The sequence below is a fragment of the Allobosea sp. 117 genome (assembly GCF_000702305.1).
Lineage (GTDB): Bacteria > Pseudomonadota > Alphaproteobacteria > Rhizobiales > Xanthobacteraceae > Ancylobacter.
Genome location: NZ_JNLC01000013.1, coordinates 237957 through 252045, shown reverse-complemented (window position 1 = coordinate 252045; position 14089 = coordinate 237957). Strand labels below are relative to the sequence as shown.

The 14089-nt window shown below is 66.8% G+C and carries 18 protein-coding genes; 7 read left to right on the top strand and 11 right to left on the bottom strand.

The annotated features are described in order from the left end of the window. Nucleotides 1–18: 18 nt before the first annotated feature. The 6 genes from U742_RS0112385 to U742_RS0112360 all read left to right on the top strand — a co-directional run bounded on the left by U742_RS0112385 (nt 19) and on the right by U742_RS0112360 (nt 5260). Nucleotides 19–813, top strand: a complete 795-nt coding sequence (locus tag U742_RS0112385) for an ABC transporter ATP-binding protein (RefSeq protein ID WP_051661120.1) — start codon at nt 19–21, stop codon at nt 811–813. Continuing rightward, on the top strand, nt 813–1595 hold the full coding sequence (locus U742_RS0112380; RefSeq protein ID WP_029353437.1) for an ABC transporter permease: 783 nt from the start codon (nt 813–815) through the stop codon (nt 1593–1595). Before U742_RS0112385 ends, U742_RS0112380 begins: the two co-directional genes overlap by 1 nt. A 142-nt stretch (nt 1596–1737) precedes the next feature. Continuing rightward, a complete protein-coding gene (locus tag U742_RS0112375; protein ID WP_029353435.1) occupies nt 1738–2241 on the top strand; it encodes a MarR family winged helix-turn-helix transcriptional regulator in 504 nt (167 codons plus the stop codon). Nucleotides 2242–2482: 241 nt separating this feature from the next. Then, on the top strand, nt 2483–3424 hold the full coding sequence (locus U742_RS0112370) for a DMT family transporter (RefSeq protein ID WP_051661119.1): 942 nt from the start codon (nt 2483–2485) through the stop codon (nt 3422–3424). 52 nt (nt 3425–3476) lie between these two features. Then, nucleotides 3477–4472, top strand: a complete 996-nt coding sequence (locus U742_RS0112365; RefSeq protein ID WP_029353431.1) for a 2-hydroxyacid dehydrogenase — start codon at nt 3477–3479, stop codon at nt 4470–4472. Nucleotides 4473–4522: 50 nt separating this feature from the next. After that, complete coding sequence (locus tag U742_RS0112360) at nt 4523–5260, top strand: protease inhibitor Inh/omp19 family protein (protein ID WP_248310345.1); 738 nt, start codon at nt 4523–4525, stop codon at nt 5258–5260. A gap of 117 nt (nt 5261–5377) precedes the next feature. On the opposite strand, the gene U742_RS0112355 is transcribed toward U742_RS0112360, so the two are convergent. From U742_RS0112355 to U742_RS0112300, 11 genes are all read right to left on the bottom strand, one after another. After that, nucleotides 5378–6454: a D-alanine--D-alanine ligase family protein gene (locus U742_RS0112355; RefSeq protein WP_029353427.1), complete on the bottom strand. Its 1077-nt coding sequence runs from the start codon at nt 6452–6454 to the stop codon at nt 5378–5380. Nucleotides 6455–6966: 512 nt separating this feature from the next. Further along, nucleotides 6967–7812, bottom strand: a complete 846-nt coding sequence (locus U742_RS0112345; protein ID WP_029353706.1) for a metal ABC transporter permease — start codon at nt 7810–7812, stop codon at nt 6967–6969. After that, a complete protein-coding gene (locus U742_RS0112340; protein WP_029353425.1) occupies nt 7809–8669 on the bottom strand; it encodes a metal ABC transporter permease in 861 nt (286 codons plus the stop codon). Before U742_RS0112340 ends, U742_RS0112345 begins: the two co-directional genes overlap by 4 nt. Continuing rightward, nucleotides 8666–9574 carry a manganese/iron ABC transporter ATP-binding protein gene (locus tag U742_RS0112335; RefSeq protein ID WP_029353423.1) on the bottom strand — a complete coding sequence of 303 codons (909 nt, stop codon included), beginning with the start codon at nt 9572–9574 and terminating at the stop codon, nt 8666–8668. Before U742_RS0112335 ends, U742_RS0112340 begins: the two co-directional genes overlap by 4 nt. After that, nucleotides 9571–10503 (bottom strand): metal ABC transporter substrate-binding protein, encoded by a 933-nt coding sequence (locus tag U742_RS0112330; RefSeq protein ID WP_029353421.1) that lies wholly within the window; start codon nt 10501–10503, stop codon nt 9571–9573. Before U742_RS0112330 ends, U742_RS0112335 begins: the two co-directional genes overlap by 4 nt. Before the next feature lie 553 nt (nt 10504–11056). Next, a complete protein-coding gene (locus tag U742_RS0112325; RefSeq protein ID WP_029353420.1) occupies nt 11057–11332 on the bottom strand; it encodes a hypothetical protein in 276 nt (91 codons plus the stop codon). 9 nt (nt 11333–11341) lie between these two features. Beyond that, nucleotides 11342–11635, bottom strand: coding sequence for a hypothetical protein (locus tag U742_RS23210; RefSeq protein WP_197028253.1), 294 nt, complete (start codon nt 11633–11635; stop codon nt 11342–11344). A gap of 39 nt (nt 11636–11674) precedes the next feature. Next, on the bottom strand, nt 11675–11887 hold the full coding sequence (locus U742_RS0112315; RefSeq protein ID WP_029353418.1) for a cold-shock protein: 213 nt from the start codon (nt 11885–11887) through the stop codon (nt 11675–11677). A 281-nt stretch (nt 11888–12168) separates the two neighbouring features. Beyond that, complete coding sequence (locus U742_RS0112310; protein ID WP_029353416.1) at nt 12169–12444, bottom strand: DUF1488 family protein; 276 nt, start codon at nt 12442–12444, stop codon at nt 12169–12171. Between the two features lie 55 nt (nt 12445–12499). Next, nucleotides 12500–12742, bottom strand: a complete 243-nt coding sequence (locus tag U742_RS0112305) for a hypothetical protein (protein ID WP_029353414.1) — start codon at nt 12740–12742, stop codon at nt 12500–12502. 57 nt (nt 12743–12799) lie between these two features. Beyond that, nucleotides 12800–13120 (bottom strand): hypothetical protein, encoded by a 321-nt coding sequence (locus U742_RS0112300; protein ID WP_029353412.1) that lies wholly within the window; start codon nt 13118–13120, stop codon nt 12800–12802. 601 nt (nt 13121–13721) lie between these two features. On the opposite strand from U742_RS0112300, the gene U742_RS0112295 reads away from it, so the two are divergent. After that, a complete protein-coding gene (locus tag U742_RS0112295) occupies nt 13722–14042 on the top strand; it encodes a co-chaperone GroES (RefSeq protein WP_029353410.1) in 321 nt (106 codons plus the stop codon). The last annotated feature ends 47 nt before the right edge of the window (nt 14043–14089 follow it).

Below are 14089 nucleotides of genomic sequence, written 5' to 3'. Positions count from 1 at the left end.
CGCCGGAGCCGTCCGCTGATGTCGCCCGCGCCGCTGCTGCGCTTCGAGGGCGTCGGCAAGACCTTCCCGAACGGCGTCACCGCGCTCGCCGGGCTTGACATGGAAATTCGCGCCGGCGAGTTCGTCTCGCTGCTCGGCCCCTCGGGCTGCGGCAAGTCCACCGCGCTGCGCCTGATCGCCGGCCTCGCCGAGCCGACCGCCGGCCGCCTCGCATGGGCGCCGGGCACGGATGCGCGCCATTCCATCGGCTTCGTCTTCCAGGAGCCGACGCTGATGCCCTGGGCGAATGTTTTCGCCAATGTGCATCTGCCGCTGCGCCTCGCCGGGCAGTCGCGCCGCGCGGCCGAGCCGGCGATCATGGAGGCGCTGGAGCTGGTCGGCCTCGCCGCCTTCCGCGACGCTTATCCGCGCGAGCTCTCCGGCGGCATGAAGATGCGCGTCTCGATCGCCCGCGCCCTCGTCACCCGGCCGCGGCTCCTGCTGATGGACGAGCCCTTCGCCGCGCTCGACGAGATCACCCGCTTCAAGCTGAACGACGATCTGCTCGCGCTGTGGCGGCGGCTCGGCTGCACCATCGTGTTCGTCACCCATTCGGTGTTCGAATCGGTGTTCCTGTCGGGCCGCGTGCTGGTGTTCCACCCCCGCCCCGGCAGCATCGCGGCCGAGCTCGCCATCGATCCCGGCCAGCCGCGCGACGAGGCCTTCCGCACCTCGCCGGAATATGCCGCGCTGGCCCGCCGCGCTTCGCAGGCCCTCGCGAGCGCCATGCGCGAGGCGCCGGAGGCGGCGCTGGCCGGCCCGGGAGCCGCCTGATGCCCGCGTCGCGGCTGCGCTGGCTGCTGCCGCTCGGCGTCCTGGCGCTCGTCGTGCTCGGCTGGGACCTCGTGGTGCGGCTGAACGCGCTGCCGCCCTACATCCTGCCCGGCCCCGGCCTCGTGCTGGAGACGCTGATCGCCGACCGGGCGGTGCTGTTCGGCTCGCTGCTGGTGACGCTGCGGGTAACGCTGCTGGCGCTCGCCTGCGCGGTGATCGGCGGGGTCGGGCTGGCGCTCGTCTTCGCCAGCGCGCGCATCGTCGAATTGTCGCTCTTCCCGATCGCCGTCATCCTGCAGGTGACGCCGATCATCGCCATAGCCCCGCTGATGCTGATCTACCTGCAGCCCGACACGGCGGTGCTGGTCTGCGCCTTCATCGTCGCCTTCTTCCCCATCCTCGCCAACACGACTCTCGGCCTGAACTCGGTCGACCCCAATCTGCGCGACCTGTTCGCCCTGTCGGGCGCCAGTTCCTGGCAGACGCTGCGCCTGCTCCGGCTGCCAGCGGCGCTACCCTATTTCCTCGGCGGCCTGCGCATCGCCGGCGGCCTCGCGCTGATCGGCGCCATCGTCGCGGAGATCGCCGCCGGCTCGGCGGGACAGGGCTCGGGCCTTGCCTTCCGCATCGTCGAATCCGGCTACCGGCTGAACATCCCCCGCATGTTCGCGGCGCTGCTGCTGGTCTCGCTCGCCGGCATTCTCATCTATCTCGCGCTGAGCCTCGTCTCCTGGCTGGCCTTGCGGCGCTGGCACGAGAGCGAGATCGGCCGTATGCGTTGAAACAAGTCGTTTCGCCGGCTGAACGAGGCGATTAGCCGAGCGCGATAGTAATTTTTGACGGCGAAACAATTTCCGGTCATGTTCACGCCGCGCGCGTCGCGTGCATCGCGCCGGGACAACAGGTCGGACGTGGGGGTCGGCCATGAAAGACGGCTTCGACAAGAGCATCGGGCACAGGCTGCATCACGCCGCGCGGCTCCAGCGCGCGCTGGCGGCACGACATCTCACGGACCTCGGCCTGTTTCCGGGTCAGGAGACGGTGCTGAAGCTGCTCGCCGATACCGACGGCAGGACCATGACGGAGCTCGCCTCCGCCCTGCGGGTCCGGCCGCCGACGGCATCCAAGACGGTCGGGCGCCTGTCCGCGCAGGGCCTGCTCACCCGCCGCGCATCGGACGGCGACGGGCGGCTGGTGCGGGTCTACCTCACCGACGAGGGCCGCACCCGCGCGGGAGCGATCGACGGCATCTGGGACCGCATCGAGGACACGATGAGCTTCGGCCTCGACGGCAAGGATCGCAAGCGGCTGCGCAAGCTGCTGCGCCGCGTCGAGAAGAACCTCGCCTCGCAGCTCGGCGCCGCCACCGACGCCAATGACGCGGCGGACATCGACGACGAGACCGAGACGGCCGACGAGACGGCATAGAGCGCTCTCGCCGCCGGCGGCACGCGGTCGATGAAGCGCGCCTGATTCGAGAACCCGCGCGATCGGCCTCGACCAGCCGCGCCCTTGCGGTCGCGCCTCGGAAGGGCGCGGTCATCGCGGCAGCATTCCACCGCCGCGCCTTATAAGCATGTCATACCACTTGCCTGCGGCGCGGACCCGTGGGAAGGAGTGACGCGCTTCGCGCGTCCCTCCCCGCCTCTCCTCCCTTGCGAGTTGTCTCGTGGCCCTGCGTGCCGCACCCCACATCGCCGCAGCCGGCGACACCAGAGCGCGGCTTGCCGGCATCGGGCTCACCTCGGGATCGCTCGTCTTCTTCGCCATCCTCGACGCGACGGCGAAATGGCTCGGCCAGGCGATCAGCCCGGTCGAGATCGTCTGGGCGCGCTATATCGGCCATTTCCTGCTGTGCTGGGCTGTGCTCAATCCCTGGTTCGCGCCGGGCGTCTGGCGCACCGCGCGGCCGGGCATCCATATCCTGCGCGGGCTGCTGCTGATCGGCACGACGCTCGGCAATTTCTTCGCCCTGCAATATCTGCGGCTCGACCAGACGATGTCGATCTTCTTCTCGATGCCGTTCTTCGTCGCGCTGCTGGCCGGGCCCCTGCTCGGCGAATGGATCGGCCCGCGCCGCTGGATCGCGATCCTCACCGGCTTCGTCGGCGTGCTGCTCGTGGTGCGCCCGACCACGGAAGGCATCCACCCGGCGGCGCTTTCGGCGCTCGCCGGCTCGGTCTGCTACGCCGGCTACAACATAACCACCCGCATTCTGGCGCCGACCGATTCCACCGGCACGATGATGCTGTACTCCTCGCTCATCGGCACGGTGCTGACCTCGCTCGCCCTGCCCTGGGTGTGGAGCACGCCCTCGGCACCCGCCGTCATCCTCAACATGACGCTCGCCGGCATCTATGGCGCGGCGGGGCACCTGCTGCTGGTGCTCGCCCATCAGCGCGCCCCCGCCTCGGTGCTGGCGCCCTTCCTCTATTCGCAGATCATCTGGATGGCGCTGCTCGGCTGGCTGGTGTTCGGCCAGGTCCCCGATGGCTGGACGCTGGCGGGCGCCGCCATCGTCATCGCCTCCGGCCTCTATCTCATCTCGCGCGAGCGCGCCGGCAAGGCGGAACAGGCGATCGAGGCCAATATCACCGACAGCGCCCCTTGAAACCGCGGCGGGTTCGGCGAGGATACCGGCCCGCTCAACGCAGGAGACCGACATGACCGGGCAGGCCGAGCGCCCCGAACTCCTCCAGACCGGGCCGATGATGCCGATGATCGAGGCACAGCTCGCCAACCGCTTCGTCGTCCATCGGCTGGATGCGGCGGACGCCGAGCAGGTGCTGGCTGAGGCCGGCCCGCGCATCAAGGCGGTGGCGACCGGCGTCGGCTCGACGGGCGGCGGCGCGCGCCGCGTCACCGGCGCCCTGCTGGAGAAGCTGCCGGCGGTCGAGATCGTCGCCAATTTCGGCGTCGGCTATGACGCCGTGGACACCACCGCCGCCGCCGGGCGCGGCGTTGTGGTCACCAACACGCCGGGCGTGCTCGACGACGACGTCGCCGATCTCGCGGTCGCGCTCACCCTGGCCACCATCCGCCAGTTGCCGCAGGCCGAGCGCTATCTGCGCGCCGGCAAGTGGCCGCAGGGTGCCTATCCGCTCACCGCCACGCTGCGCGACCGCACCATCGGCATCGTCGGCATGGGCCGCATCGGCAAGGCGATCGCCCGTCGTCTCGTCGGCTTTGGCCGGCCGGTCGTCTATCACAGCCGCCGCGCCGCACCGGACGTGCCCTACCGCTACTATGCCGACCTCCTCGAAATGGCGCGGGAGACGGACGTACTCATCGTCATCGTCCCCGGCGGGGCTGAGACCCGGCACATGATCAACGAGGAGGTGATGGCGGCGCTCGGCCCGCAGGGCATGCTCATCAATGTGGCGCGCGGCTCCGTGGTCGACGAGCCGGCGCTGATCCGCGCGCTCACTGCCGGCACGCTCGGCGCCGCCGGGCTCGACGTGTTCGAGAACGAGCCGCACGTGCCCGAGGCGCTCATCGCGCTCGACAACGTGGTGCTGCTGCCGCATGTCGCCTCGGCGACGCATCTAACGCGCCGCGCCATGGGCCAGCTCGTGGTCGACAACCTGCTCGCCTGGTTCGACGGCCGCCCGCCGCTCACCCCGGTGCCCGAGACGCCGGTGCCCGCGCGCCCGGCGTGACCCGGCACGGCACGGGTGGTAGCGTGCCGGCTTGGTGGAAAGGACGGCGGATGGGCATGCCGAAATCGGGCGAGAGGTCTAAGCGCCGCGTTGCCGCCGTCCTGTGCCTGCTCGGGGCTCTCCTGTCCCCGATGGCGCATGCGCAGGAAAAGGCCGATGTCGCGCTCGTCACCGCCCTTGCCGCGCCCTATCAGCTCACCAATGCCGATGGCGACCGCGTCTGCCCGATCACCCTGAAGGCGGACGCCGCCGGCGCCGCGGGCTTTGCCGTGGAGTTCGACAGGACGAGCTGCTCCGAGCTCATCCTGTTCAGCGCCGACATCGCCGGCTGGACGCCGGGAGCGGGCGACACCATCCGCCTGCAGGACCGGCAGGGCCGCCTCGTCGCCGAGTTCAGCGAGGGCGTCGGCGGCACCTGGGAGGCGCTGCGCGAGAATGACGGCGTCTATTTCCTGGTCAATCCGCGCCTCGCCGACCCGGCCGAGCAGGCGCAACCCGCCGACCTCTTCGGCGCCTGGGACATCGCCCGCGCCGAGGGCGCGCCGGTCTGCCGCGTCACCCTCGGGGAAGGCCAGATCGGCGACGGCGACTTCGCGCTCACCCTCGCCGCCGGCTGCGACACCGGCATCGTCCGCTTCGCGCCGGACCGCTGGCGTATCGAGCGCGGCGACCTCGTGATGCTCAACGCGAAGGGCGACCGCCTGCGCTTCGCCAAGCAGGAGGAAGGCGGCTGGGCCCGCGTGCCGGAAGGCAACCGTCCGCTGCTGTTGAGCCGGCCGGCGCCGTGATCCTTAGAGCATTTCCCGATCAGATGGAGCCATCTGATCGAAGAGGAAATGCTCCAGCCTATTGAATCGAGAGCACTTTCTTGTCGTTCGGATGTTTCCATCCGAACAGAAAGGGCTCTAGCCGGCGCGCCCGGCGCGGGCCAGCCCATGTGCGACCAGCCGGTCGATCAGCTCGGGATAGCTGACGTCGCTCGCCGCCATCGCCTTGGGATACATGCTGATATTGGTGAAGCCGGGGATCGTGTTCAGCTCGTTGACGAGGAAGCCCCGGTCCGCCGTCACGAAGAAATCGACACGCGCCATGCCGTCGCAACCGACCGCCCGGAAGGCGCGCGCCGCCGCCTCGCGCAGTTGCTCCTCCAACTCCGGCGGCAGTTGCGCCGGCACCATGATCGCCGCGCCGTCAGCGTCGACATATTTGGCGTCGTAGGTATAGAAGCCGTGGCTTTCTGCCGGCGCGATCTCGCCGGGGCGCGAGACGAACAGTCCGCCTTGCGGGTCCTCCAGCACGGCGCACTCGATCTCGCGGCCGCGGATGAACTCCTCGGCGAGCAGCTTGCCGTCGTGCCGGAAGCCTTCTGCCAGCGCCGCCTCGTACTGGTCGGCGTTCGCCACCTTGCTCACGCCGACCGAGGAGCCCTGCCGCGCCGGCTTGATGAAGACCGGCAGCCCGAGCGCACGCTCCAGCTCCTCGAAGCTCGGCACCGCGTCGGGGCGGATCGTAACCGACCGCGCGGCGGGGATGCCGGCGGCGTTGAGCAGGCGCTTGGCGATGTCCTTGTCGAGCGCATTGGCCGAACCGAGGATGCCGCAGCCGATGAGGGGGACGTCGGCGACCTCGGCGAGGCCCTGCACCGAACCGTCCTCGCCATGCGGCCCGTGCAGCACCGGGAACAGCGCGTCGATCGGCGCCAGCTCGTGCGGCGTGCCCGAGGCGGGGATCGCCAGCAGGCGCCCGCGCCCGCCCGGCACCAGGCACAGCTCCGTGCCCTGCGCGGGCGTCGCCAGCACGCCGTCCACCAGGCTGCTCAGCAGCCAGCGCCCAGCGCGGGTGACGAAGACCGGAACCGTGTCGTAGCGCGCGGGATCGAGCGCCCGCGCGACATTGGTCGCCGACATCACCGAGACGTCGTGCTCGGCCGAGCGCCCGCCGAACAGCAGGGCGATACGAAGCTTCTGCGCAGGACCGGCCATGGCACTTCATCCCGATAGATAACGGGTAGGGAGGTAGCAGGGAGGTTGGTAAAAATTGATTAAACTTTTACGGGCTGCCTCGACCGACCTCAGAGCCTGGCCGGAAATGTGTCGGGTGGTTCGGGTCGGTTCTTCCCCCCGTCATGCCGGAGGGCGGCCGAGGTGCTAATCGTCGGCGCCGGGCTGTCGGGAGGCGTGGTCGCCCGACGACTGGCGGAGGCCGGCGTGGACGTGCTGTACAGGGACCGCGTCCGGACCCCTCCTCCTATCGCGGCGAGCACGACGACTGGGAGTTGACGTCCTTCGGTGCGTGGAGCGCTAGCCCGAACATCCGTCGCGGCCCCGGCGATTATCTCATCGATGACAGCCGCTCCGACATAAAGCCGATGATGTACAACGGCGGCGGCGGCACCGTGCTCTAGGGCGCGCGCTGGATGCGCGGGGACGTGCGGACGGCGCCGTGTTCAAGGCCGCCGACGGCGTCGAGCGCACCGATCAAGCCCGGCGCCCCGTCAGGCGGAACCGCCGGTCTCGATCCTTCTGGCCGCCCGCGAGGAGCGGATGAAGGCGGCGACGAAGACGAGGCTCATCAGCAGCACGATGGTCGGGGCCGGCGCGCTGTCGAGGAAGAAGGACAGGTAGACGCCGAGCAGCGAGGCGCCGATGGCGATCGCGACCGACAGCACCAGCATGGCGCCGAAGGTGCGCGCCAGCAGGAAGGCGCTGGCGCCCGGCGCGATCAACATGGCGATGGCGAGGATCAGCCCCACTGCCTTCAGAGCCCCGACGATGGTCAGCGAGATGAGGCACAGCAGGCCGTAATGCAACAGCCCGACACGCAAGCCGACCGCCCTGGCCTGTGCCGGATCGAAGGCGTGCAGCAGGAAGTCCTTCCACTTCACCGCGATGATGCCGGAGACCACGGCGGCGATCAGCGCCGTCTCGGCGATGTCGCGCCAAGCGACGCCGAGCATGTCGCCGAACAATATGTGGTCGAGATGCACCTCGGACTGGATCTTGACGTAGAGCACCAGCCCGGCGCCGAACATGCCGGAGAAAACGATGCCCATCACCGTGTCCTGCTTGATGCGGCTGTTGTCCTTCAGGAATCCCGTCGCCACGGCGCAGAACATGCCGGCGGCGAAGGCGCCGAGCGCAAAGGGCAGGCCGACGATGTAGGCCAGCACCACACCGGGAAACACCGCGTGGGAGATGGCGTCGCCCATCAGCGACCAGCCCTTCAGCACCAGGAAGCAGGAGAGCAGCGCCATCGGCACCGCGACCAGCCCTGAGATGACGAGAGCGTTGACCATGAACGCGAACTGGAAGGGGGAGAGCAGCGTGTCGAGCATGATCAGGCTCCCGCTCGAAGCGCCTGCGCCGCCCGGCGCCGCGCCGCCAGCATGCCGTGCTTGGGCGCGAAGACGAAGGCCATGAGGAAGATCAGCGTCTGCAGCACCACGATGATGCCGCCGGTGGCGCCGTCGAGGAAATAGCTGGCATAGGCGCCGACGAAGCTCGTCACCGCGCCGATGGCGACGGCGATGACGAGCAGGCGCGGGAAGCGGTCGGCAAGCAGATAGGCGGTGGCGCCAGGCGTCACCACCAGGCAGATGACCAGGAAGGCGCCGACGGTCTGCAGCGCCGCGACTGTCGAGGCGGAGAGCAGGGTAAAGAACATGAGCTTCAGCGCGGTCGGCCGCAGCCCGATCGAGCGCGCATGCGCCTCGTCGAAGAACACCGCCATGAGGTCCCTCCATTTGACGAGGAGGATCGCCAGCGACACGACGCCGATAATGGCAAGCTGCAGCGTGTCCTCCGGCGTGATGGCGAGGATGTTGCCGAGCACGATGGTCTGGATGTTCACCGAGGTCGGCGACAGCGAGACCATGAACAGGCCGAGTCCGAAGAAGGAGGAGAAGATCAGGCCGATGATGGCGTCCTCTTTCAGCTTTGTGCGCTGGTTGAGGAACAGCATGGCGGCGGCGGCGAGCCCGCCGGAGAAGAAGGCGCCGATGGCGAAGGGCAGGCCGAGCATATAGGCGCCGGCGACGCCTGGAACGATGGCGTGTGACAGCGCGTCGCCGATCAGCGACCAGCCCTTCAGCATGAGATAGCAGGACAGGAAGGCGCAGACCGCGCCGACAAGGGCGGAGACCCACATGGCGCTGCGCATATATTCGTAGCCGAAGGGCTCCATGAGCAGCGCGATCATGAGGCGTTCTCCTCTGCCGGTCGCTCCTCGACGGTCTGCTGCTGCATCGCGCCCTTCTCGCCATAGAGAACGAGCGGACGTTCGTCGTCGGTCAGCACCGAGATCTGGCGCCGGTCGTCATCGGCATGCAGCCCGGCGCCGCCGAGCACGAAATGGCGCAGCACGCCGCCGAAGGTATTTTCCAGATTGGCCTCGGTGAAGGTTTCGGCGGTCGGGCCATAGGCCAGCACCGTGCCCTTGATCAGCACCGTGCGGTCGCAGAATTCCGGCACGCTGCCGAGATTATGGGTCGAGACCAGCATCACCCGGCCCTCCTCGCGGAGTGACCGCAGCAGAACGATGATCGCCTCTTCGGTCTTCACGTCGACGCCGGTGAAGGGCTCGTCGAGCAGGATGACCTTCGCCTCCTGCGCCAGCGCGCGGGCGAGGAAGACGCGCTTCTTCTGCCCGCCGGAGAGCTCGCCGATCTGCCGCTTGCGGAACTCGCCCATGCCGACGCGGGCGAGCGCGTCGGTCACGGCGCGCCGGTCGGCGGCGCGGGGAATGCGCATCATGCCCATATGGCCGTAGCGCCCCATCATCACCACGTCCTCGACCAGCACCGGGAAGTTCCAGTCAACTTCCTCGGCCTGCGGCACATAGGCGACGAGGTTGCGCTTGAGCGCCTCATCGACGCTGCGGCCGAGGATGGAGATCCGACCGCGCGCAAGGTGCACGAAACCCATGATCGCCTTGAACAGCGTCGACTTGCCCGAGCCGTTCACCCCAACCAGCGCCGTGATGGTGCCGGTCGGTATATCGAAGCTGGCATCGCGCAGCGCGGTGTGTCCGTTGCGATAGGTGACGGTCACGCTGCTGACCGCGAGGCCCGCGCCGGCCTCGTGCGCGGTGGAGGGCCTGCTCATTGCGACAATCCCTCGGCAAGGCCCTTTTCCAGCGTGCCCGTGGTCACGGCGAGCAGGTCGATATAGGTCGGCACCGGGCCGTCGGCCTCACTGAGCGAGTCGACATAGAGCACGCCGCCATAATGCGCCTCGGTTTCGCGCGCCACCTGCCGAGCCGGCTTGTCGGATACCGTGCTTTCGCTAAACACGGCGGGAATGTCGTTCTTACGCACGGAGTCGATCACCTTGCGCACCTGTTGCGGCGTGCCCTGCTGATCGGCGTTGATCGGCCAGAGATAGAGCTCCTTCAGGCCGAAATCGCGCGCGAGATAGGAGAAAGCGCCCTCACTCGACACGAGCCAGCGCTTTTCCGCCGGGATCGTGTCGAGCTTGGCCCTGATCGGCGCCACCGCCGCCTCGATCTTTGCCTTGTAGGCCGCCGCATTGGCGGCATAGGTCGCGGCATTGGCCGGATCGTATTTCGCGAAGGCGTCGCGGATGTTGTCGACATAGATCAGCGCGTTCTGCGGCGACATCCAGGCATGCGGGTTGGGCTTGCCGCTGTAGGGACCTTCGGCGATGCCCATCGGCTCGACGCCGGCGGAGACCACGACGCCGGGGACGTCCTTCAGGTTCTGGAAGAACTTCTCGAACCAGAGCTCGAGATTGAGCCCGTTCCACAGGATGAGCTGCGCGCCCTGCGCGCGCTGTATGTCGCCGGGGGTGGGCGCGTAATTGTGGATCTCGGCGCCGGGCTTGGTGATCGATTCCACCACCGCGGCGTCGCCCGCCACGTTGCGCGCCATGTCGGCGATGACGGTGAAGGTCGTCACGGCCTTGAACTTCGGCTTCGCGCCGTCCTGCGCCGAGGCGCCCGAAACGCCCACCATGCCCAAGAAGCCGGCCATCATCAGCCCAGCCAGCACCGCACGCCTCGACCATTCCCGCATGCCTGCCTCCTTTTGCGAATGAGTTGCAGGAGCAACTTACGCAAAATTCGGTACGGGATGCAACTGCGAATTATTTGCACTATCAAGCGGACGCGCCTGCCGCTCGGCACCTCCCGGGCACCGATCCGGGCGGCGCTGGCGCAGCTTGCGGAAGAAGGTTTCCTGCAGCGCGTACCCAATCGGGGCTATTTTGTCGGGACTCTGCCAGGCGAGGCGGATCAGCTGGCGAGCGAGCCTGCCGAGGACGAGCGCATTTACTTAAGCATCGCGGAAGACCGGCTGAACGGACGCCTCGCGGACACGATCAGCGAGAACGAAGCGATGCGACAATACGGCATCCCGCGCACGCGGCTCCGCCGTATTCTAAACCGCATCGCCCAAGAAGGCTGGATCGAGCGGCGGGCACCGGGGTTCCGCCCTCCCGGACACGGAGTGGCTAGCCGTCGAAATCATACTGCGCCGGCGCGACCGGCGCGTTCCCGCACAGGAGAAGGCCCGCCCCCCGCGATCCACCGAGATGGTCCATGGCGATGCCTCCCTGTCCGGCACGAGGTCAAGTTCGAAGGTCGGCTTCCAGCGCCTTCGCCAGTTCGTCGGCACTGACCGTGAAGACCTGGCCGGAGCTGCGGAACACGGAGTTGCCGAGCACGGAGACGGCGGGCGTGTGCAGCATCGTTGCCGAGCGACGATAGGCGAGGAAGGAGATGTCCGGGATCGCTTCTTCGTCGATCACCAGCCGGTAGGTGCCGGCAGGCTGCTCACGGTCGAACACGCTCAGCTTGAACGGGTGCGTGAAGGTGACCGTGGTCTCGTGGGTGCGGATGCTCATGGCGGGACCTCAGCCCTTCTTCTTCGGCGGCCCGATCGACACCGGTGTGCCCTTGACAAGGGAAGGAGCTGCCACCGGCTCCTTTATCTTCTTCGGTTTCTTGGCTTCCCGATTGCCACGCATCTGACCCTTGGCCATGCTCATCTCCCAGGTTGCGTTGAATGCGTTGCCAGCAAAACGAAAAAGCCCCGCGACCTCAAGAGAGGCGCGGGGCTCAAAGGCGCCGGGCGCCTCAGATCGGTCTACACCGCTCATCCGGTTCGCCAGTACATCCGTGGTCGACCGTTCGGGCGGTGGCGACATCGGCGACTTCCAGATCACGGTGCCGCCGATGCCGGGCAATCAGCTCAGCGACTGGAGCTTGTCGGCGGACAGCCTGCCGCTCCGCTGGTCAGCGACGAGCTCAAAGCCCACCTTCTGACCTTCGCGCAGATCGCTCATGCCGGCACGCTCAACGGCGCTGATGTGAACGAAGGCATCGCTGCCACCATCATCCAGCGCGATGAATCCATAGCCCTTCTGGGCATTGAACCAATTTACGGTTCCCGTGGTCATGGGAAACCCTTTCGTGATTGTAATTATAGCTTGCCCGCACAGATGCGGGCCGTCGAAATCGCGTTTTCAGGAGTAAACAACTGCGCGACACATATATTCTTACGTGCGAACCGCAGCCAATCTAACCGTTCATCGACGAAATCAATATGCGCTTCGCAAGCCGATAATTCAAGCCAAATGATCTTTTAAGTTACAACTGCAGAAAACAACCGAACCGACGCCTCGATAATACAGTGACCGCAGGCTCTGTTTTATATGCCGTCAACCGGCCCGCCCCATCCCTAGCGGAGATCGGCGGCGGTCAGGATATAGTTGGCGCGACGGCCGCCCGAATAGGCCTTGGACGCGGCCGCGTGGATGGACGCACGCAAGGCGTCGAAGGCGGAAAGCGACGTCGCTTCCAGCGTGTCCGACATGCGCAATTCGGTGGCCGACTTCACCAGCGCGCCGATCTCGACGAAGAACGGAACCTCGAACATGCCGTCATAGCCGGTGAACCGGACGGCGTTGCGCGTCCTGTCGAAGCTGCGGCTCGGATTCGGAAAAGCCAGCGTCATGACGGCCACATCACGGTTGCGGTGACCATCCGCCTTGGTTCGGCTCTGCTGCCATTCATGGCGATGACCTCCCCCGGTTGCCCGAGACCTTGTCGAGCGTGCAAGAGTGGAGCCTTCTCCCCTGCGTATCGGTGATCGTCAGGGCATCCGGTCGCTGCGGCATGTCGAGGGTCTGTGCCAGTGCCAAGGCCCGTTCGATCGCCGCATCGAGATCGACAGCTTCCTCCGTCTCGCGACCAACGACCGCATGCGCGTCGTCCTGCGGTCGGATGCGATAGAATTCGATCACGATCTTCATCAATACTCTCCCCTGACGTCTTCGCCGCCAGGTATCTGTCACTCTCGGCCCCTGGATCTAGCGGCGGCGCGCTTTCCGCTCAGCCATGCCGAACGTTCGCTCGCGGAGCGCCTCGTCGTCCGGCGTTGCCGCGAGGACCGGCTCCAGGCTGTCTTCCGTCGCCATCCGTTCGTGCAGTTCGCGGTCGTTGCGGATGCGGTACTGCAGCGAATCCCCGCTCGGCGGCAGCATGCCGGTGATGCGGTAGATGTCGCCGAACCGGGAGGTGATGCCGTACCCGCCTCGGAGCCGGACGGTCTGCCCGATCCCGAAGAGATGGCTCGCGGCATCGCGTTGGATCGGGCGAGCACTGCGCTGCGGGGTGCTTGTAGCGGTCATAGCGGCTTGTGTCCTTCTGAGATGGGCGGCTCGCCGGATTGAGCGGCGACCTACTGCGTCGGATGTCGGATGGTGGTCGACAGCCAGTCAGCCAATGGCGCACGCGCAGCGCAAGCCGATGTGGAAGACCGCTCCTATCCGGACCGGGACGATCCCGTGCCGCCAGTACATCCGTGGTCGGCAGAAGGTGTTCCGGATTCGCACAGGGCGTCGTACACGCCGGTTCGGCGCCACGCATCCGTTATTGAAAACTTGGTAGTGATGGCGGGTCGACGTCTCTGACACCGCGAAAGCCAACTCGGCCAAATCAACAGATTTATGAGTACACCTTAATTTCATTCCAGACAAGGACGCATCACTATAACGTCAATATTTTTCTCAATTATCGGCTGAGACGTAAGAATAAAATCTCGGCCGATCACATCGGGTCAGCATCCATTTTTCTCCGAGACGGGCCCGTTTTTCAGATGGAATATCGGAGAGGATACTTCAGTATTTTCGATGGGCTTGAATTATAATTCTGGCACTCCTATCGGCTGAGTGCCAAAGACGCTATGCTGATCTTGCGGTCGCCCTATACGCCAGCCGCAGAAAGAACCCGATGAAATTCCGGCCACTCCACAACCGCGTCGTCATCCGGCGCTCGGAGGGCAATCCCGTATCCAAGGGCGGGATCATCATTCCCGACACCGCCAAGGAAAAGCCGCAGCAGGGCGAAGTCGTCGCCCTCGGCCCCGGCTTGCGCGACGGGGCCGGCAAGCTGGTTCCGCTCGACGTCCGGACCGGCGATCTCATCCTGTTCGGCAAATGGTCCGGGACCGAGGTGAAGATTGACGGCGAGGACCTCCCGATCATGAAGGAGGCCGACATCCTGAGCATCGTCGAGACGGCCGCCGCGGCCGACAAGAAGCAGGTCGCCTGACCGGCCGATTTCCAATCCCCGATTGCAAGAGCAAACTGGACAAACAT